An 18,403-nucleotide genomic window follows, 5' to 3' on the forward strand; every position below is an offset into this window, starting at 1 on the left:
CTCCAATCCCCATTAAGACTGCAATGCATCGCTCAGGCGGCTTAGACGGCCACGTGCTGAGTTATCGATGACTAAGTCTCCGGCTCTAATAATAACCCCACCAAGTAGGGTCTCATCTACGCTGCAATTCAGCTGGACTTTGCGTTCAAGACGCGTTTCAAGTTTGCTGCTGATATCTGCTTTTTGCTGTTCTGAAAGTTCCGTTGCTGAAGTCACTTCAACACTGATTTCTTTCTCATGTTCTTGCTTAAGAAGCAGGAACTCAGCACACACATCAGGAAGGACCTGTAGTCGGCCATTCTCAGCCATCACCTTAATTAGGTTTTGACCGAACGCATCAACTTGTTCGCCACATACCGCAACAAATATTTCTGCTAGTTTGTCAGCAGAGGTTGAGCTCGTTAATAGCTCATGAATTTGTTCGTTATTGGCAACTTCCGCTGCAAAAGACAACATTTGACCCCATTGGTCTAGTTGGCCTTTTTCAACAGCAAAGTCGAATGCTGCTTTAGCATAGGGGCGTGCGATAGTAGTCATATCAGACATATGCGCCCCCAGACTTAAAGTTTTGCAGTAATGTTGTCGAGAAGATCTTTGTGCGCATCTTTATCGATAGAACGCTCAAGGATTTTCTCAGCACCAGCTAAAGCCAGAGTTGCAACTTGTTTGCGCAGTTCATCGCGCGCACGGTTGCGTTCCGCTTCAAGTTCTGCTTCTGCTTGCGCAAGGATTTTCTGGCGTTCTGCCTGAGCTTCCTCGCGAGCTTCATCAAGAATTTGAGCTTTACGCTTGTTTGCTTGCTCGATGACCTCAGTTGCTGTGCGCTTCGCTTCTTTCAGTTGAGAAGAAGCATTAGCTTGCGCTAGGTTTAAGTCTTTCTCAGCACGCTCAGCAGCGTGTAGACCGTCAGCAATTTTCTTCTGACGCTCTTCAATCGCTTGCATGATTGGCGGCCATACATACTTCATGCAGAACCACACAAATAGTGCGAATGAGATTGCTTGACCTAGCAGAGTTGCGTTCATATTCACAACAGCTACCCCTCTTTAATTGGACTTAGTGTTAATCAATGACAAACCAGTGTTTGCCTTTGAAAAGCAATGATTAACCAGCTAGTTGACCAACGAATGGGTTTGCGAAAGTAAATAGTAGAGCGATTACGATACCGATCATTGGAACCGCATCTAGTAGACCAGCGATGATGAACATCTTAACTTGTAGCATAGGAGCCATTTCTGGTTGACGCGCAGCACCCTCAAGGAATTTACCACCTAGGATTGCGAAGCCGATTGCAGTACCTACTGCACATAGACCAACGATGATTGCTACTGCGATTGCTGAAAAGCTCAGTACAGTTTCCATTACTATCTCCAAATATAACTTTTGACTAATAAGAGTTTAAAAAATTAGTGATCGCCGTCTTCGTGTGCCATCGACATATAAACAATCGTTAGCATCATAAACACGAAGGCCTGAATCAGAATTACCAGAATATGGAAAATCGCCCACGGTAGTGAACCCATCCATTGTAAATACCATGGTAACATTGCCGCACAAAGAATGAATACAACCTCACCTGCAAACATGTTACCGAATAGACGCATACCAAGTGATAGAGGCTTCGCTAGTAGCGATACCACTTCAATCAGTAGGTTAAACGGAATCATCGTCCAGTGATTAAATGGATGTAAAGCAAGTTCTTTGGCGAAACCACCTAGACCTTTCACTTTGATGCTGTAGTAAATCATCAGAGCGAATACGCCTAGAGCCATAGCCATGGTGATGTTCACATCAGCTGACGGTACAACCTTAAGGTAAGGAATACCAAGCCAATGCTCTGCTGGGTAAGGTAAGAAGTCGATAGGAACTAAGTCCATCACGTTCATCAAAAATACCCAACAAAAGATAGTTAGTGCTAAAGGTGCAATCAATGGGTTGCGTCCATGGAACGTATCTTTGACGTTTTCCGCGACAAATTCTACGATCATTTCAACAGCACACTGAAGCTTACCTGGTACACCCGCTGTCGTTCCCTTCGCTACTTTGTAAAAAATTCCTAAGAAGATTAAACCAGTAAACCAAGAAAAAAACAGGCTATCGATATGTACGTTCCAGAAACTTGCTTCATCCGCTACCAAGCCTAACTTAGCTAAAGAAAGGTTTGATAAGTGGTGGGCAATGTATCCGGACGATGTTAGCGCTTCACCTGGCGCAGCCATAACTCATCCTATTTTTTGTTGTTAATGAATAGCGCTGGCGCAAAGATATTAATCCCTAATACCAGCAAATAGGTTAGTTTGAGGGGAACAAGTTCCACCTGCATATACATGTAAGCAGCGGAGAAGAGTGCCACTGTGATGAGGATCTTTAATGCTTCTCCCGTGTAGAAAGACACTGCGACCATTTTCGTCGCGCGCGCTCCTACAAAAAGAAAGGCACACAAGGCAAATACAGCATTGGCGACAACAAAAATGCTCCCTCCAATTAGCGCTGAAACTCCCCATTCAGTATTTACAGCAATCGTCGTTCCTGCTGCCACTAACGTAACCGCGCCTGCCTCGATCAATAACAATTGCTTTGCAAGCTCTCGTCCTGGTCTCGCTAACGCAGCTACCATGTATTCGTACCTCTAGTAATATCCACTTTGCACTACTTCACTCTGTGCAGGGAAATTGGCGAAAATTATACGGTCAGTGCACCTTATTGCAATTAAAACCCTGCAAAAAGTTACATTTTTGTTTACAAACCGACAACTTTCACACAAAAAATCGTTTTTTACATAATTGATTGAGATCAATTATCTCATTTAGCTCTCTAGCTTGGCAATCAGTTGCTCTAATTTGTGAGGCTCATCAAGACTAATCGTCACTTTAGACTTTCCACTTGGGTTTCGCACAATAGCAACTTTACCACCAAGCATTGCACTCAATTTTTGTGACAATTCTTGTATCTCAACGTCCTGAGGCTCATTTTTATCTTCAACAACAGGCTGGAGACATTTTTTAACTAGCTGCTCAGTTTGACGCACCGTTAGTTGCTTCTTCGCCACTTGCTGAGCAACTTCAACTTGTTGCTCGCCTTGCAGCGCAAGTAGAGCACGAGCATGCCCCATTTCAATTTTTTTATCGGCAACGAGGCTCTTTACGTCATCTTCAAGCTGATTTAGACGTAATAAGTTACTCACGGTAGTGCGCGACTTACCGATCACTTCTGCCACCTGCTGGTGGGTCAGCTTAAATTCAACCTGCAAACGATCCAATGCTTGCGCTTCTTCGATAACGTTAAGATCTTCACGTTGAATGTTTTCGATCAACGCCATTGCGATCGCAGCGCGATCTTCGACATTCTTTACCACGCATGGCACTTGCTTTAAGCCTGCTTTGCGTGCGGCGCGCCAGCGACGTTCACCAGCAATGATCTCAAACTTATCGCTCTCTACCTGACGAACAACTATCGGCTGAATAATGCCTTGTGACTCGATAGAAGCCGCAAGCTCTTCAAGCGCTTCCGCAGCCATATCTTTACGAGGCTGATAAACACCTGGCTTCAAGCTATTGATATTTAGGTCGGTCAACTGGCCGTCCGAAGAAAGCTCTTGGCTATGCTGAGCATTTTGCTGCTTTTCACGCGCCAATGAGCTGGTAGAGAGCAGAGCGTCAAGCCCTTTACCTAAACCACGTTTAGACATGAGACAGGGTTCCTTTGGTTGTCGTTATGCAGGGACTTCTTCGCGGCGAAGCATTTCACCAGCAAGAGCGAGATACGCCTTCGCACCTGACGAGTACTTGTCATAGTACATTGCAGGTTTGCCATGACTAGGCGCTTCTGCTAAGCGTACATTACGTGGAATAACAGTGCGGTACACCTTGTTGCCAAAGTGCTTTTTAAGTTGATCGGATACTTCGTTAGACAATCTGTTGCGAGGGTCATACATAGTACGCAGTAGACCTTCGATTTTTAAATTCTCGTTTACAACAGCAGCAAGTTTGCTGATTGTATCCATGAGTGCAGTTAAACCCTCTAGTGCGAAATATTCACACTGCATAGGAACCAAGACCGAATCGGCCGCAGCCATGGCGTTGATTGTAAGAAGGTTTAGAGAAGGAGGGCAATCAATAAAGATGAAATCATAGTTATCGCGAACTGACGCAAGTGCATGTTTTAAACGCACTTCACGCGCGAAAACTTCCATCAGTTTGATTTCAGCGGCCGTCACATCGCCATTAGCGGCAATCAAATCATAGTGACCCGAAGTCTTACGGCATACCACCTCTTCGAATGGGACGTCCTCGACTAACAGTTCGTAGGCACTGGCGTCGACTTGGTATTTGTCTACGCCACTGGCCATGGTCGCGTTCCCTTGTGGATCGAGGTCAATCACCAAGACTTTACGCTTAGTCGCGGCCATTGACGCGGCTAAGTTGATACATGTTGTTGTTTTACCAACCCCGCCTTTCTGATTGGCAATTGCTACGATTTTTCCCACAGTGAACCTCGCTATTATCCCTTGCGCGATAAGATTACTAGATGACGCTCGCCTTCCAATTGAGGAACATTCAAAGCTTTGATATCGGTCACAGAACACCACTCAGGTAATTGGTCAATCTCATCCTGTGGTAATTGGCCTTTCAAAGCTAAAAAGTTTCCTGTATCCGCTTTCGGCAAGTGGTGACACCACTCAACCATATCCGTAATGGAAGCGAATGCTCGGCTTAGTACACCATCAAACTTATCTTCAGGTTGATACTCTTCGACTCGACTTTGAATCGGATTCACATTATCAATCTTTAGTTCATGTAGAACTTGCTTAATGAATCGAATTCGCTTGCCTAGACTATCGAGCAAACAAAACTGTTTAGTCGGATTCATGATCGCTAGCGGAATACCTGGTAATCCAGGCCCTGTACCGACATCAATGAAACGCTCACCTTGTAAGTGAGTACTAACAATGATGCTATCCATGATGTGTTTAACCAGCATTTCTTGCGGATCGCGAACTGAAGTTAAGTTATACGCCTTGTTCCATTTGTTGAGCATTTCAACATAGCCCACCAACTGTTCACGTTGATGTGACGACACTTCTAAGTCCGTTTGAGTAATCAGCGCATCAAGTTGTGTACGTAACTGAGACATTATTCTTCCTCACCCTTTTTTAGCATGCCATGTTTCTTGAGATGAACAAGAAGAATCGAAATCGCTGCTGGTGTAATACCCGAAATACGCGAAGCAATACCGATTGATTCAGGTTTCGCTTCACCTAGCTTGGCCACAACCTCATTCGACAAACCGTTCACCTGCGAATAATCGAGATCGAGCGGTAACTTAGTATTCTCATGGCGCAGTGATTTTTCAATCTCGTCCTGCTGACGCTTAATGTAACCTTCGTACTTAACTTGGATCTCAACCTGCTCAGCCGCTTGTTGATCTTCAAGTGCCGGAGCAAAAGCGTCCAACTCTGTCAGTTGTGCATAAGTGATCTCAGGGCGACGTAGAAGATCCTCACCACTAGCTTCGCGAGCCATTGGGGTCTTCAGCAGCCCATTGAGCGCATCAACACCTGCTGATTTTGGATTCATCCAAATATCTTTTAGACGTTGACGTTCAGTTTCCATGTTGTCGATTTTTTCATTGAAGCGTGCCCAACGAGCATCATCAATCAAACCTAACTCACGTGCCTGTGCGGTCAGACGCAGATCGGCATTGTCTTCACGCAGCAGCAAGCGATATTCAGCGCGAGAGGTAAACATACGGTACGGCTCTTTGGTGCCCATTGTTGATAAGTCATCAATCAATACGCCCATGTAAGCTTGGTCGCGGCGAGGGCTCCAGCCTTCTTTGCCTTGACTGTGTAAACTTGCGTTTAGACCAGCCATTAGACCTTGTGCTGCCGCTTCTTCGTAGCCTGTTGTGCCGTTAATTTGGCCGGCAAAGAACAAGCCACTAATAAATTTGGTTTCGTAAGTCTGTTTCAAATCACGTGGATCGAAGAAATCGTATTCGATCGCATAACCTGGACGAACAATATGTGCGTTCTCGAAGCCTTTCATCGAGCGAACGATTTGCACCTGTACATCAAATGGCAAGCTGGTGGAAATACCATTCGGGTATAGCTCGTGAGTGTCTAGCCCTTCTGGCTCAATAAAGATCTGATGGCTGTTCTTATCCGCAAAACGCATTACCTTGTCCTCAATCGAAGGACAGTAACGAGGGCCAATACCTTCAATAACCCCAGCGAACATAGGACTACGGTCTAGGTTATTACGAATAACGTCGTGCGTTTTTTCGTTGGTATGAGTAATAAAACACGGAATCTGACGCGGGTGATGTTCACGCTTACCCATGAATGAGAATACAGGAGCAGGATTGTCACCATGCTGCACTTCCAGATCAGAAAAATCGACACTGCGTGCATCAATACGAGGTGGAGTACCTGTCTTAAGGCGATCAACACGGAAAGGCAACTCACGTAAACGATCCGCTAAAGCGATCGATGGAGGATCCCCTGCTCGTCCGCCTGATGAGCTTTCCATACCGATGTGGATCTTACCACCAAGGAAAGTACCCACGGTTAAAACCACGGCTTTGGCATGAAAACGCAGACCCATTTGGGTGACGACACCTGTGACTTGATCATTGTCGACAATCAGATCATCAACGGATTGTTGGAACAAAGTTAAGTTAGGTGTGTTTTCTAACGCATGACGAACATAGGCTTTGTACAACGCACGATCCGCTTGCGCACGTGTTGCTCGAACCGCAGGTCCTTTGGACGCGTTTAATGTTCTAAACTGAATACCCGAATGATCAATGGCCTGAGCCATTAATCCACCCATTGCATCGACTTCTTTGACTAAGTGTCCTTTGCCAATGCCACCAATCGCAGGGTTACATGACATTTGACCTAAAGTATCAATGTTGTGTGTAAGCAAAAGCGTATTTTGCCCTGTTCGAGCTGATGCGAGTGCGGCTTCCGTTCCTGCGTGACCGCCACCAACAACAATGACGTCAAATTTTTCGTGATAAAGCATGAACCGACCTCAGGTATTCAAGAGAGAGTTGGACAGATAAAAGAGCGTTATTCTACCTTCTTTCACGGAGAGAGAAAATGCTTTTGACGCTTTTCATTCAAAGCTTGAAAGCTCTTATATATATAAGATCTATATATATGATCTTTTATTAGATCTACTATTAAGATCCCCCTTTTCTGTGGATAAGTGATAAATGATCAACAAGATCATGGATCTTACGCGGATCATATCATGTGATCTTGCTTTGATCAGATCGAGGATTAGCTGGGATCAAAATAGCTAGTTATGCACAGGGGTAAAAAAGGATCTAAGTTGTTCTTTGGATAACTATAGGTTAATCACCGGATAGATCATAGTTTATCCACAGCTCGTTTGGTTAAATAATAAGCAAACAGTTTGTCGGGAAGTGAGGAAAGTTATTCACATTGGAGGGGAGAAGAGGAAAATGGCCGTTAGTACGGCCATTTAAATTAGGCTTGAAAGAGGTGAATATGTGCATTTAGCCACTCTTCAGCAGCATCTTCAGGAACGTCATGGCTAAGAACGTCGATAGTAAAACAGTCAGCTAGTGCAGTACCACCGATGTCAGAAAGTAGCTCGTGAGCGTGTAAACCGGCTGCGCAAAAGGTATCGTAACTTGAATCTCCAATCGCGATAATAGCGTATTTAACATCACCCATTTTTGGTGGTGTGGCTCGTAGAGACGTAATAAATGGTTGGATATTGTCTGGGTATTCACCTGCGCCGTGGGTTGATGTGATTAGTAACCAGATGCCTTGTGTTGCGACATCAGCAAGCTCAGGTTGGTTATGAATGGTTGTTTCTAGGCCTTTTTCAATCAGTAGGTCACTCAAGTGATCGCCAACATATTCAGCGCCACCCAGCGTACTGCCGGTAATAATGTGGATCATTTCTATTCCTTTTCGAATAAAAAACGCGGCCACAAGGCCGCGTTTCAGGTTATTTACCAATACAGAATGAAGTAAAGATTCTGCCGAGCAAATCATCGGAACTAAATTCACCGGTAATTTCGCTCAGATGCTGCTGCGCGATACGTAGCTCTTCTGCGAGTATCTCGCCAGCCATATAGCCCTCAAGCTGTTGTTGGCCGATGTCTAGGTGCTCAGATGCGCTTTCAAGTGCTTCCAAATGACGACGACGCGCCATAAAGCCACCTTCATGGCCACCAGCAAAGCCCATGCACTCTTTTAGGTGCGTTCTCAGTGCTTCAACCCCTTCACCCGTCTTAGCGGAAAGGCGAATCAAGGTAGGATCATTGACGTGGCAAATGCCGAGATCTTCACCGGTTTGATCTGCTTTGTTGCGGATCACGGTCATGCCAATATTGCCTGGTAGACGATCAACGAAATCGGGCCAGATCTCTTTAGGGTCAGTGGCATCTGTGGTGGTGCCATCAACCATAAAGAGTACTCGGTCAGCTTGTGCGATCTCATCCCATGCTCGTTCAATACCGATTTTTTCAACTTCATCGGATGCATCGCGCAGGCCTGCAGTATCGATGATATGCAGCGGCATGCCATCAATATGGATATGTTCGCGTAGAACGTCACGTGTGGTACCAGCAATATCGGTCACAATCGCGGACTCTTTACCTGACAGTGCATTGAGTAGGCTAGATTTACCGGCGTTTGGTCGACCAGCGATGACCACCTTCATTCCTTCACGCATAATTGCGCCTTGGTTCGCTTCTTGGCGTACAGCGGCTAAGTTATCGATGATGGTTTGCAGGTCTGCAGAGACTTTACCATCGGCGAGGAAGTCGATTTCTTCTTCAGGGAAGTCGATAGCAGCTTCGACATAAATGCGTAGATGAATCAGCGATTCGACCAAGATATTGATTCGGCCAGAGAAGGCACCTTGAAGCGATTGCAGTGCTGACTTTGCTGCCTCTTCTGAACTGGCATCAATAAGGTCGGCAATCGCCTCTGCTTGGGCTAAATCGAGCTTATCGTTTAAGAATGCACGCTCAGAGAATTCGCCTGGACGCGCGGTACGAAGACCAGAAATTTTAAGGATACGCTTAATCAGCATATCCATAACAACCGGGCCACCATGACCTTGTAGCTCAAGGACATCTTCCCCAGTAAAAGAGTGTGGGTTAGGGAAGTAGAGCGCGATACCTTGGTCGAGTTGGGTGCCATCTTCTGCGGTAAATGGCAGATACTCAGCATAACGTGGGCGCAGCTCTTTACCTGTCACTTCGAGTGCGACTTTCGCGGCGAGTGGGCCAGATACGCGGATAATGCCCACGCCACCACGTCCTGGGGCGGTTGCCTGTGCAACAATGGTATCAGTTGTCATAGTTGTGCCTGTCTATTCTTGGTGCCATATCGTGGCAAATAAGTAATGTGATGAATTGTAATCAGCTCAAATAAAAAAGGCGACCCTTAGGCCGCCTTTCTTGCTATTTCCGCTTAAAGGTTACTTAGAGTGTAAGCCTTTTTTCTCCAGTGCTTTGTAAATCAGCGACTGTTGAATCAGTGTAACTACGTTCGATACTAGCCAGTATAGAACCAGACCTGATGGGAAGAACAGGAAGAAGAAAGTAAACATAACCGGCATAAAGGTCATGATCTTCTGCTGCATTGGATCCGTTACTGTTGTCGGGCTCATCTTCTGAATTAGGAACATAGAAGCACCCATCAGTAGTGGCAAGATGTAGTAAGGGTCTTGCGCTGAAAGGTCGTGAATCCAACCAAAGAATGGTGAGTGACGCAGTTCAACCGATTCCATCAGTGCCCAGTACAGTGCGATGAAGATAGGCATCTGTAGGACAAGAGGAAGACAGCCACCTAGTGGGTTCACTTTCTCTTTCTTGTACAGTTCCATCATCTCTTGGCTCATACGCTGACGGTCATCACCGATGCGTTCACGCATTGCTTGCAGTTTTGGCTGCAGCATACGCATTTTCGCCATAGACGTGTATTGCGCTTTCGTTAGTGGGTACATTGCACCACGTACGATGAAGGTCAAACAGATGATTGCCACACCCCAGTTACCCACAAAGCTTTGGATAAATGACAGTAGTGTGTGCAGTGGTTTTGCGATAAACCATAACCAACCGTAGTCGACTACTAGATCTAGGTTTGGCGCTACTTCAGCCATTTGGTCTTGTAGTTTAGGACCAACCCAAAGTGTTGCTTGGAATTTTGCACTGTCGCCGTCAGCAATGGTTTTGTTTGGCATACGAACACCAATATCACCTAGGTTGCCGATCACGCGAGTGTATAGGTTTGCACCAGGCTCGTTGCGTGGGATCCATGCAGAAGCAAAGTAGTGCTGGATCATTGCTGCCCAACCTTGGCCGTTAGCCAGGTTTAGAGACAGGTTACGATCTTGCATATCTTCGAAGCTGTACTTTTTGTAACGAGTATCTTCAGTAGAGTATGCACCACCACGGTAAGTTGGCATTGTGATGCTACCACCAGCGTCAAGAAGGTTTTGACGTAGGTGAGCGTACATACCAAATGTCGCGTTGTTACCAGATTTGTTAACGATGTCGTATTCAACGTCAACAGCGTAGCTGCCGCGTTTCATCACGAATGTCTTAGTGTACTCAAGACCGTTAGCCGTGAACGTCATTGGGATGCGTAGTTCATCTTGGCCATCTGCAAGCGTAAAGCTGTCTGCACTTACAGAGTAAGCTGGACGGTTTGTGCTGCTTAGGTCGATACCTTGAGGACCAACAAGGCCACTCTGAGCAATGAACTGATGACCAGCTTCGTTCTTAAGTAGAACAAATGGGTCTTCTGAATCAAGCTCGTTTGAGTATTGGTTTAGGTCTGCATTAATTACATCACCGCCAACCGTATCAATCGACAGAGTCAATACATCAGTTGTGACGGTAATTGTTTTTGCTGAAGCTTGTTGCTGCGCTGGCGCAGGGTCTAGCTCGTCGGCAAATGATGGTGCAGGTAGAGTACTGCTTGATTGAGCCTGCTCAACCGGCTGAGGCGTTGGATTCTTTGCAACTTGCCATTGCTGGAACAATAGGAAAGAAACCAGTGCTAGCGCGATTAACAGGATATTACGTTGAGAATCCATCGTTATTTATCTCTGTCTTGTTGTTGGACTGGTGGTACGGGATCGTATGTCCAACCCTTCTTATTTAAAGGGTTGCATTTTAATAGACGTTTGCTTGATAACCAACACCCTTTTACAAAACCGTGAGCTTTCAACGCTTCTAGGGCATAAGTAGAGCAAGTTGGGGAAAAACGACAACGTGGTCCAAGAATTGGACTAATAAAGCCTTGGTAAAATCGAACTATGCCGATTGCTACCCACGTGAAGGGCGAGACAGGCGCTGCCATAATTTATCAAACAATTTGAATATTTCTTCATTGCTTAAATCTTGCGCGGTTTTCTTAGCAATAACAACATAATCTTTGTGTGCAAGTTGATGTTGATTGTTACGAAAGCTTTCACGAGCAAGGCGTTTAAAACGATTGCGACCAACGGCGGTTTTAATCTGCTTTTTAGGAACGGCTAAACCTAGTCGAGGATGAGATAGGCTATTTTTACGGGCAATGATGGTGAAATGAGGTGAGCCAGCTCGGTGAGCTTGCTGGAAGACATTTTGATAATGCTCGGGAGTTAACAAGCGTAACTCCCGATTGAACGCGTACGTATTCAAAATAATCGAAGATTACTTAGAAAGACGCTTACGGCCTTTAGCGCGACGTGCGTTGATTGTTGCACGACCGTTCTTTGTAGCCATACGTGCACGGAAACCGTGAGTACGCTTGCGCTTTAGAACTGAAGGTTGAAAAGTGCGTTTCATGATAAATACCTTTACTGATCAGTAGTTTTAGGTCAATGTTAACCCGGCGTGGGTAGTAACGTCTTCTTTATATATAAAGAGGACAAAACCGACGCCTCTCAACAAAGAGGCGGAATTGTAATCACAGTCACACAAAGTGTCAATCTTTGTGCAAGCGCTAAATTCCGGCCGAGCGATTATACGTAGTGTGAGCAAAATCTCAAGGATCAAACGATCCTCTGAGGCGATCTTTATTCAGCACCAACTTGTCGAAGGAATTTTTGTAAGCGAGGATCTTGTGGATTACCAAAGATATCCTGTGGAGAACCTTGCTCAACAATATTGCCTTCAGCCATAAAGATCACCCGATCGGCGACCTCTCTAGCAAATTGCATTTCATGTGTGACCACCAGCATAGTCTGATGTTTTGTTGCTAAGTCCTTCATTAAATTGAGAACTTCTCCAACCCATTCAGGATCGAGTGCCGATGTCGGCTCATCAAAAAGCAGCAACTCAGGTTGCAATGCCATGGCGCGTCCGATACCCACACGTTGCTGTTGGCCACCAGACAGTGCCGCTGGATAACTTTCGCCTTTATCGCCTAAGCCAATATCATCAAGAATCTCTTGAGCGCGAGTTAGAGCGTCCGATTTTTTCCAGCCACGCACGGTAATCAAACCTTCGGCAATATTTTGTCGTGCTGTCATATGGGCAAAAAGGGCATAGTTCTGGAAAACAAAGCCTGTTTTACGACGTAGTGCGAGCACTTCTGCTTTTGAGTGTTTTTCACTATCGACGCTGACATCATCAATGGTAATGACACCTTTATCGGCACTTTCAAGAAAGTTGACCGTGCGCAGTAGGGTGGATTTACCGGTACCGCTAGAGCCAATGATAACGATGATCTCACCTTGGTTAATTTCCAGGTCGATCCCTTTTAGTACTTCAGTGTCGCCAAAGCGCTTATGAATATTGTCTAGTTTGATCATCGTACATACGCCTTATTCAGTTTGGCTTCTGCCCAAATTTGCACTCGGGTTAGGATTACCACGACACCCCAGTAAATGAGGGCGACGGCGAGGAAAGCTTCAAAGAAGCGAAAGCTTGAAGAAGCCTCCATTTGCGCTTTGGCCATGATTTCAGCCACGCCTAAGGTAAAGGCCAAAGAGGTCGACTTAATCATATCGATGAAGTAATTCATCAACGAAGGCAAAGCGACACGGGTGGCTTGGGGCAAAATCACGCGGCGCATTGCCTGAGGCGTGGTCATGCCGACAGAAAGGCTCGCTTCCATCTGGCTACGATCAATGCCGATAATCGCGGCGCGAATACTTTCAGCCATGTAAGCGGCAAAGTGGAGTGTTAAACCGATGACCGCCGCACCGAATGCATCAAGACCGACTAAGAACGGGAAGATTTGCGGTAAGCCATAATAAAGCAGGAACAGTTGCACCAGTAGCGGCGTACCACGAAAAAAACTGATGTAGAGCTGGCTAAGTTGATCGAGAACTGGGACGCGAAATACACGAATATTCGCCAAAATGACGGATAAAATCAGTGAAAAGATTAAACCCCACGTCGCCATTTCCATGGTCGTGCCAAGATACCTAAGCAGTATCGGCATCAGATCCAGCATGTAATTAAAATCGAATCCCATAACGTGTCCCAAAATAAATCACAAAAATAAAAAACAAAACCCACTGCAAAGGAAGGAAAGCAGTGGGTTATAGGCTAGCCAACACTTATTCAGTTGGCTAGAAATCGGATCTCAGCTTATTTGGTAATATCAGCACCAAACCATTTCTGAGAGATTTTTGCTAGCGTACCATCAGCGCGCATTGCAGCAAGTGCTTGGTTTACTTCTGCTTGCAGTTTCTTGCCATTGTCGTTGTCAACAAATGGCCATGCGTTTTGAATCGTTTCAAATGGCTGACCTGCTAGCTGTAGTGGCAGACCTGTTTTCTTGATCAGCTCTAGTGCTGACAGGCGATCCATTACGAATGCGTCAGCGCGGCCTAGTGCAACATCGTGCTCGATACCCGTGTCGTAAGTCTTGATATTGATCTTGCCATCTTTATCGTAGTCACGCAGTAGTTGCTCAAAGTTAGAACCTAGGTTAACGGCAACCGTTTTGCCGGCTAGATCTTCAACACCTTGGATGCTGTCATTGCCTTTGCGAACCGTGATTTGCGCGCCATCTACCACGTATGGGTCAGCAAATAGGTATTTTGCCTTACGTGCATCCGTCATGGTGATTTGGTTTGAAATGGTATCAATACGACCTGTTTCTAGCAGACCAAATAAACCAGAAAAGTTTGCAGTCACGTATTCTACTTGGTAGTCGTTGCGCTTGCCGATCTCGTCCCATAGGTCAACTTCAAAGCCTTGCAGCTTGTCTTGCTGAACGAAAGTGAATGGGAAGTAGCGGCCAGACATGCCGACTTTAACTTCAGTTGCCGCTTGAACAGTAGCAGCAGAAAGCGCGATTGCTGCAACTGCAGCCTTAATCCAGTTTTTCATAGTACAACTCCATATAATTATGGGGATAAATACTACTGTCTCTTTACTTAATTAGATAAATAACCAAGAGCAATAACCTAGACAGTAGAGTAATAAGGTGGAGAAATAATCACTCGCAACAGGTTAGACGAACCCGGCGCAAGAAAGACGAAATATGGCTAAGGAAAAATATTCATTCACAGAGTTATCACCAGGTGAAAGATCACCGGGATTTGGCCATTTTGTGGATCAAAGTGTGAGTAAAAATGGGGCTGGATGTGGGGATCCAGCGAATAATGTCGAAAATATTGTGAATAACTTAGATCTTATTCACTGGATCGTCGATCATTTGCTGGCGATCTTGGTTATCAACAGGTAAAATTGCCAATCTTTTCAGATCAATTACTTCGAGTGGGGGCACCGTGTCATCTTCGCTTTGGTTGCAATGTTTGCAACAGCTTCAAGAAGAGCTACCAGCAACGGAATTCAGCATGTGGGTTCGTCCGTTACAAGCAGAGCTCAATGACAATACGCTCACTTTATTTGCCCCAAACCGTTTTGTTTTGGACTGGGTTCGCGATAAATACCTAAATAGCATCAATCGTCTACTGCAAGAGTATTGCGGTAATGACGTACCGAGCTTGCGTTTTGAAGTCGGCAGTCGCCCTGTTGCGGCGCCAAAGCCTGTACCTAAACGTACGCCAGCCGATGTGGCCGCAGAATCTTCAGCGCCAGCGCAGCTACAAGCGCGCAAACCGGTACATAAAACTTGGGATGATGATGCGCAAGCGATCGCTGACATCAATCACCGCTCGAATGTAAACCCGAAACATAAATTCACTAACTTCGTTGAAGGTAAGTCAAACCAACTGGGTTTGGCTGCGGCGCGTCAAGTTTCTGATAACCCAGGTTCTGCTTATAACCCGCTGTTCCTATACGGTGGTACAGGCCTGGGTAAAACGCACCTTCTGCATGCGGTTGGTAATGCCATTGTTGATAATAAACCAAACGCCAAAGTGGTTTACATGCACTCTGAGCGTTTCGTGCAAGATATGGTAAAAGCACTGCAAAATAACGCGATTGAAGAGTTTAAGCGTTACTACCGTAGTGTTGATGCGCTGCTTATCGACGATATTCAATTCTTCGCCAATAAAGAGCGTTCACAGGAAGAATTCTTCCATACATTCAACGCTTTGCTTGAAGGCAATCAACAGATCATCCTGACTTCGGATCGCTATCCAAAAGAGATCAGCGGCGTAGAAGATCGTCTTAAATCTCGTTTTGGTTGGGGTCTAACCGTTGCGATCGAGCCTCCTGAGCTTGAAACTCGCGTCGCGATCTTGATGAAAAAAGCCGAAGACCACCAAATCCACCTTGCGGATGAAGTGGCGTTCTTTATTGCTAAGCGTCTACGCTCTAATGTTCGTGAGCTAGAAGGCGCATTAAACCGCGTTATTGCCAATGCCAACTTTACCGGTCGTCCGATTACTATCGATTTCGTGCGTGAAGCGCTGCGTGATTTGCTGGCGCTACAAGAGAAGTTGGTCACTATCGACAATATCCAGAAGACAGTGGCGGAATACTACAAGATTAAAGTTGCTGATCTGCTGTCTAAACGTCGTTCACGTTCAGTTGCTCGCCCGCGTCAGCTAGCGATGGCATTGGCGAAAGAGCTTACCAACCACAGCTTACCTGAAATCGGTGATGCATTCGGTGGTCGTGACCATACGACGGTTTTGCATGCCTGCCGTAAGATTGAACAGCTGCGTGAAGAGAGCCACGATATTAAAGAAGATTACTCGAATCTGATTCGTACACTTTCTTCTTAATTCGCACTATTTCTTGATTCACAGTATTCTAAGCATCGAGCAACAATAACGAATTCGGATAAGAGCATCCTATGAAATTTTCCATTGAGCGTAGCCACCTGCTTAAACCACTTCAACAAGTGTCAGGTGCACTAGGTGGTCGTCCTACTTTGCCAATTCTAGGCAACCTATTACTCAAAGTAGAAGACAACGTGCTATCGATGACGGCAACAGACTTAGAAGTTGAGCTGATTAGTCGTGTCACTTTGGAAGGCGAATTTGAAGCCGGCAGTATTACTGTCCCTTCACGTAAGTTCCTCGATATTTGTCGTGGCTTACCTGACGACTCAGTGATCACTTTCGTCTTGGAAGGTGATCGCGTGCAAGTTCGTTCTGGCCGCAGTCGTTTCTCTCTATCTACATTGCCTGCTAATGACTTTCCAAATATTGAAGATTGGCAGAGTGAAGTTGAAGTCTCGTTGACTCAAGCTGAGCTGCGTGGCTTAGTGGAAAAAACCCAATTTTCGATGGCAAACCAAGATGTGCGTTACTACCTCAACGGTATGCTGTTTGAAATCGGAGGTACGACATTGCGTAGTGTAGCGACTGATGGTCACCGTATGGCGGTATCTCAAACTCAGCTAGGTGCGGACTTTGCACAAAAGCAAATCATCGTGCCGCGTAAAGGTGTGCTTGAGCTGGTTAAGCTACTTGATGCGCCAGAGCAGCCAGTTGTACTGCAGATTGGTAGTTCAAACGTACGAGCTGAAGTAAATAACTATGTGTTTACCTCTAAGCTGGTCGATGGTCGTTTCCCTGACTACCGCCGCGTAATGCCACAAAGCACCAGTAAAACGCTAGAAGCGGGCTGTGATGAACTGCGCCAAGCTTTCTCGCGTGCCGCAATTCTGTCCAACGAGAAGTTCCGTGGTGTACGCGTGAACCTAGCGGATACTGAAATGCGTATTACCGCCAATAACCCAGAGCAAGAAGAAGCGGAAGAGATGCTTGACGTCAGCTTTGAAGGTGAGCCAATTGAGATTGGTTTCAACGTCAGCTACGTATTGGATGTGCTCAATACATTGCGCTGTGAAACGGTTCGAATATCCATGTCTGATGCCAACGCCAGTGCACTGATTGAGAATGCCGCCGACGACAGCGCCATGTACGTGGTAATGCCGATTCGACTCTAGCATGCCGCTTTCTCGCCTCATCATAAAACAATTTAGAAACATTGAAGCCTGTGACATTAACCTGTCAGCAGGCTTTAACTTTCTTATTGGGCCGAATGGCAGTGGCAAAACCAGTGTCTTAGAAGCCATCTATCTGCTTGGTCATGGTCGCTCGTTTAAAAGCTCATTGACTGGAAGAGTGATTCAAAATGAGTGTAATGAACTGTTTGTTCACGGTCGTTTTTTGAACTCGGATCAATTTGAGCTACCAATTGGCATTAATAAGCAGCGTGACGGCTCAACAGAGGTTAAAATAGGCGGTCAATCTGGACAAAAGTTGGCACAACTGGCTCAAGTCTTACCTTTGCAGTTGATTCATCCGGAAGGGTTTGATCTACTAACGGACGGGCCGAAACATCGCCGTGCATTTATCGACTGGGGTGTGTTTCATACTGAGTCTGCTTTTTATGATGCGTGGGGGCGATTTAAACGTCTCAACAAGCAACGTAATGCTTTGTTGAAAACCGCCACCAGCTATCGAGAGCTCAGCTACTGGGATCAGGAGATGGCAAGATTGGCTGAAAACATCAGTCAGTGGCGAGCGACTTACATTGAGCAGATGAAAGTCAAAGCGGAGCAGATCTGCCAAGAGTTTTTGCCAGAATTTGATATCCAATTAAAGTATTATCGTGGTTGGGATAAAGAGACCCCATATCAAGAAATACTAGAAAAGAATTTTGAGCGTGATCAGGCGCTTGGTTACACCTTTAGTGGGCCAAATAAAGCCGATTTACGCATAAAAGTGAATGGCACTCCCGTAGAGGACGTGTTGTCACGAGGCCAGTTAAAGCTGATGGTGTGTGCGCTGCGGGTTGCGCAGGGGCAACACCTGACTGAAATGACTGGCAAGCAATGTATCTACTTAATTGATGACTTTGCATCTGAATTAGATAGCCAACGTCGCAAGCGTCTTGCTGACTGCTTGAAAGAGACGGGGGCTCAAGTTTTTGTAAGTTCTATTACTGACAGTCAGATTGCAGATATGCGAGATGAAAATGGCAGGATGTTCCATGTGGAACATGGCACAATAGAGCAAAATATATAGCGGAAGATAAC

22 protein-coding genes are annotated in these 18,403 nt (G+C 45.7%); 4 read left to right on the plus strand and 18 right to left on the minus strand.

The annotated features are described in order from the left end of the window. Positions 1 to 12: 12 nt before the first annotated feature. The 18 genes from atpH to ELS82_RS14785 all read right to left on the minus strand — a co-directional run bounded on the left by atpH (position 13) and on the right by ELS82_RS14785 (position 14,328). Complete coding sequence (gene atpH, locus ELS82_RS14700; protein ID WP_134836149.1) at positions 13 to 546, minus strand: F0F1 ATP synthase subunit delta; 534 nt, start codon at positions 544 to 546, stop codon at positions 13 to 15. Between the two features lie 14 nt (positions 547 to 560). Then, on the minus strand, positions 561 to 1,031 hold the full coding sequence (gene atpF / locus ELS82_RS14705; protein WP_004417263.1) for a F0F1 ATP synthase subunit B: 471 nt from the start codon (positions 1,029 to 1,031) through the stop codon (positions 561 to 563). Between the two features lie 73 nt (positions 1,032 to 1,104). Beyond that, positions 1,105 to 1,362 (minus strand): F0F1 ATP synthase subunit C, encoded by a 258-nt coding sequence (gene atpE, locus ELS82_RS14710; RefSeq protein WP_004411110.1) that lies wholly within the window; start codon positions 1,360 to 1,362, stop codon positions 1,105 to 1,107. 44 nt (positions 1,363 to 1,406) lie between these two features. Next, positions 1,407 to 2,219 (minus strand): F0F1 ATP synthase subunit A, encoded by an 813-nt coding sequence (gene atpB, locus ELS82_RS14715; RefSeq protein ID WP_004411098.1) that lies wholly within the window; start codon positions 2,217 to 2,219, stop codon positions 1,407 to 1,409. 8 nt (positions 2,220 to 2,227) lie between these two features. Beyond that, positions 2,228 to 2,617, minus strand: a complete 390-nt coding sequence (locus ELS82_RS14720; protein ID WP_134836150.1) for a F0F1 ATP synthase subunit I — start codon at positions 2,615 to 2,617, stop codon at positions 2,228 to 2,230. Between the two features lie 189 nt (positions 2,618 to 2,806). Beyond that, positions 2,807 to 3,688 carry a ParB/RepB/Spo0J family partition protein gene (locus ELS82_RS14725; RefSeq protein ID WP_134836151.1) on the minus strand — a complete coding sequence of 294 codons (882 nt, stop codon included), beginning with the start codon at positions 3,686 to 3,688 and terminating at the stop codon, positions 2,807 to 2,809. A 24-nt stretch (positions 3,689 to 3,712) separates the two neighbouring features. Further along, on the minus strand, positions 3,713 to 4,486 hold the full coding sequence (locus ELS82_RS14730; protein ID WP_004411091.1) for a ParA family protein: 774 nt from the start codon (positions 4,484 to 4,486) through the stop codon (positions 3,713 to 3,715). A 14-nt stretch (positions 4,487 to 4,500) separates the two neighbouring features. Beyond that, on the minus strand, positions 4,501 to 5,133 hold the full coding sequence (gene rsmG / locus ELS82_RS14735; protein ID WP_134836152.1) for a 16S rRNA (guanine(527)-N(7))-methyltransferase RsmG: 633 nt from the start codon (positions 5,131 to 5,133) through the stop codon (positions 4,501 to 4,503). Beyond that, the gene (mnmG, locus tag ELS82_RS14740; RefSeq protein ID WP_134836153.1) at positions 5,133 to 7,028 is read right to left on the minus strand and encodes a tRNA uridine-5-carboxymethylaminomethyl(34) synthesis enzyme MnmG; all 1,896 of its coding nucleotides are present in this window, start codon (positions 7,026 to 7,028) and stop codon (positions 5,133 to 5,135) included. Before mnmG ends, rsmG begins: the two co-directional genes overlap by 1 nt. 470 nt (positions 7,029 to 7,498) lie before the next feature. Then, a complete protein-coding gene (mioC, locus tag ELS82_RS14745) occupies positions 7,499 to 7,939 on the minus strand; it encodes an FMN-binding protein MioC (protein WP_134836154.1) in 441 nt (146 codons plus the stop codon). A 49-nt stretch (positions 7,940 to 7,988) separates the two neighbouring features. After that, complete coding sequence (gene mnmE / locus ELS82_RS14750) at positions 7,989 to 9,350, minus strand: tRNA uridine-5-carboxymethylaminomethyl(34) synthesis GTPase MnmE (protein ID WP_134836155.1); 1,362 nt, start codon at positions 9,348 to 9,350, stop codon at positions 7,989 to 7,991. Between the two features lie 120 nt (positions 9,351 to 9,470). Continuing rightward, positions 9,471 to 11,093 (minus strand): membrane protein insertase YidC, encoded by a 1,623-nt coding sequence (gene yidC, locus ELS82_RS14755; RefSeq protein WP_134836156.1) that lies wholly within the window; start codon positions 11,091 to 11,093, stop codon positions 9,471 to 9,473. A 2-nt stretch (positions 11,094 to 11,095) separates the two neighbouring features. Next, positions 11,096 to 11,359 carry a membrane protein insertion efficiency factor YidD gene (gene yidD, locus ELS82_RS14760; protein ID WP_134836157.1) on the minus strand — a complete coding sequence of 88 codons (264 nt, stop codon included), beginning with the start codon at positions 11,357 to 11,359 and terminating at the stop codon, positions 11,096 to 11,098. Further along, entirely contained in the window at positions 11,326 to 11,649 is a 324-nt protein-coding gene (gene rnpA / locus ELS82_RS14765) for a ribonuclease P protein component (RefSeq protein WP_004411073.1), read from the minus strand. The genes yidD and rnpA overlap by 34 nt, the downstream gene beginning before the upstream one ends. Positions 11,650 to 11,694: 45 nt before the next feature. Then, positions 11,695 to 11,829 carry a 50S ribosomal protein L34 gene (gene rpmH, locus ELS82_RS14770; RefSeq protein ID WP_004411068.1) on the minus strand — a complete coding sequence of 45 codons (135 nt, stop codon included), beginning with the start codon at positions 11,827 to 11,829 and terminating at the stop codon, positions 11,695 to 11,697. A 230-nt stretch (positions 11,830 to 12,059) separates the two neighbouring features. After that, positions 12,060 to 12,797 (minus strand): amino acid ABC transporter ATP-binding protein, encoded by a 738-nt coding sequence (locus tag ELS82_RS14775; protein WP_053440003.1) that lies wholly within the window; start codon positions 12,795 to 12,797, stop codon positions 12,060 to 12,062. Then, on the minus strand, positions 12,794 to 13,465 hold the full coding sequence (locus tag ELS82_RS14780) for an amino acid ABC transporter permease (protein WP_134836158.1): 672 nt from the start codon (positions 13,463 to 13,465) through the stop codon (positions 12,794 to 12,796). The genes ELS82_RS14775 and ELS82_RS14780 overlap by 4 nt, the downstream gene beginning before the upstream one ends. Before the next feature lie 116 nt (positions 13,466 to 13,581). Continuing rightward, the gene (locus ELS82_RS14785) at positions 13,582 to 14,328 is read right to left on the minus strand and encodes an amino acid ABC transporter substrate-binding protein (RefSeq protein WP_134836159.1); all 747 of its coding nucleotides are present in this window, start codon (positions 14,326 to 14,328) and stop codon (positions 13,582 to 13,584) included. A gap of 154 nt (positions 14,329 to 14,482) precedes the next feature. On the opposite strand from ELS82_RS14785, the gene ELS82_RS14790 reads away from it, so the two are divergent. The 4 genes from ELS82_RS14790 (at position 14,483) to recF (ending at position 18,392) form a co-directional block, all read left to right on the plus strand. Next, positions 14,483 to 14,686, plus strand: coding sequence for a hypothetical protein (locus ELS82_RS14790; protein WP_134836160.1), 204 nt, complete (start codon positions 14,483 to 14,485; stop codon positions 14,684 to 14,686). A gap of 43 nt (positions 14,687 to 14,729) precedes the next feature. Then, positions 14,730 to 16,136 (plus strand): chromosomal replication initiator protein DnaA, encoded by a 1,407-nt coding sequence (gene dnaA, locus ELS82_RS14795; protein WP_134836161.1) that lies wholly within the window; start codon positions 14,730 to 14,732, stop codon positions 16,134 to 16,136. 71 nt (positions 16,137 to 16,207) lie between these two features. After that, positions 16,208 to 17,308, plus strand: coding sequence for a DNA polymerase III subunit beta (dnaN, locus tag ELS82_RS14800; protein WP_134836162.1), 1,101 nt, complete (start codon positions 16,208 to 16,210; stop codon positions 17,306 to 17,308). A 1-nt stretch (position 17,309) separates the two neighbouring features. Then, a complete protein-coding gene (gene recF, locus ELS82_RS14805; protein WP_134836163.1) occupies positions 17,310 to 18,392 on the plus strand; it encodes a DNA replication/repair protein RecF in 1,083 nt (360 codons plus the stop codon). Positions 18,393 to 18,403 lie beyond the last annotated feature (11 nt).

Origin of the sequence: Vibrio ouci (genome assembly GCF_004551525.1) — a bacterium.
In the GTDB taxonomy this organism is placed as follows: Bacteria; Pseudomonadota; Gammaproteobacteria; order Enterobacterales; family Vibrionaceae; genus Vibrio; species Vibrio ouci.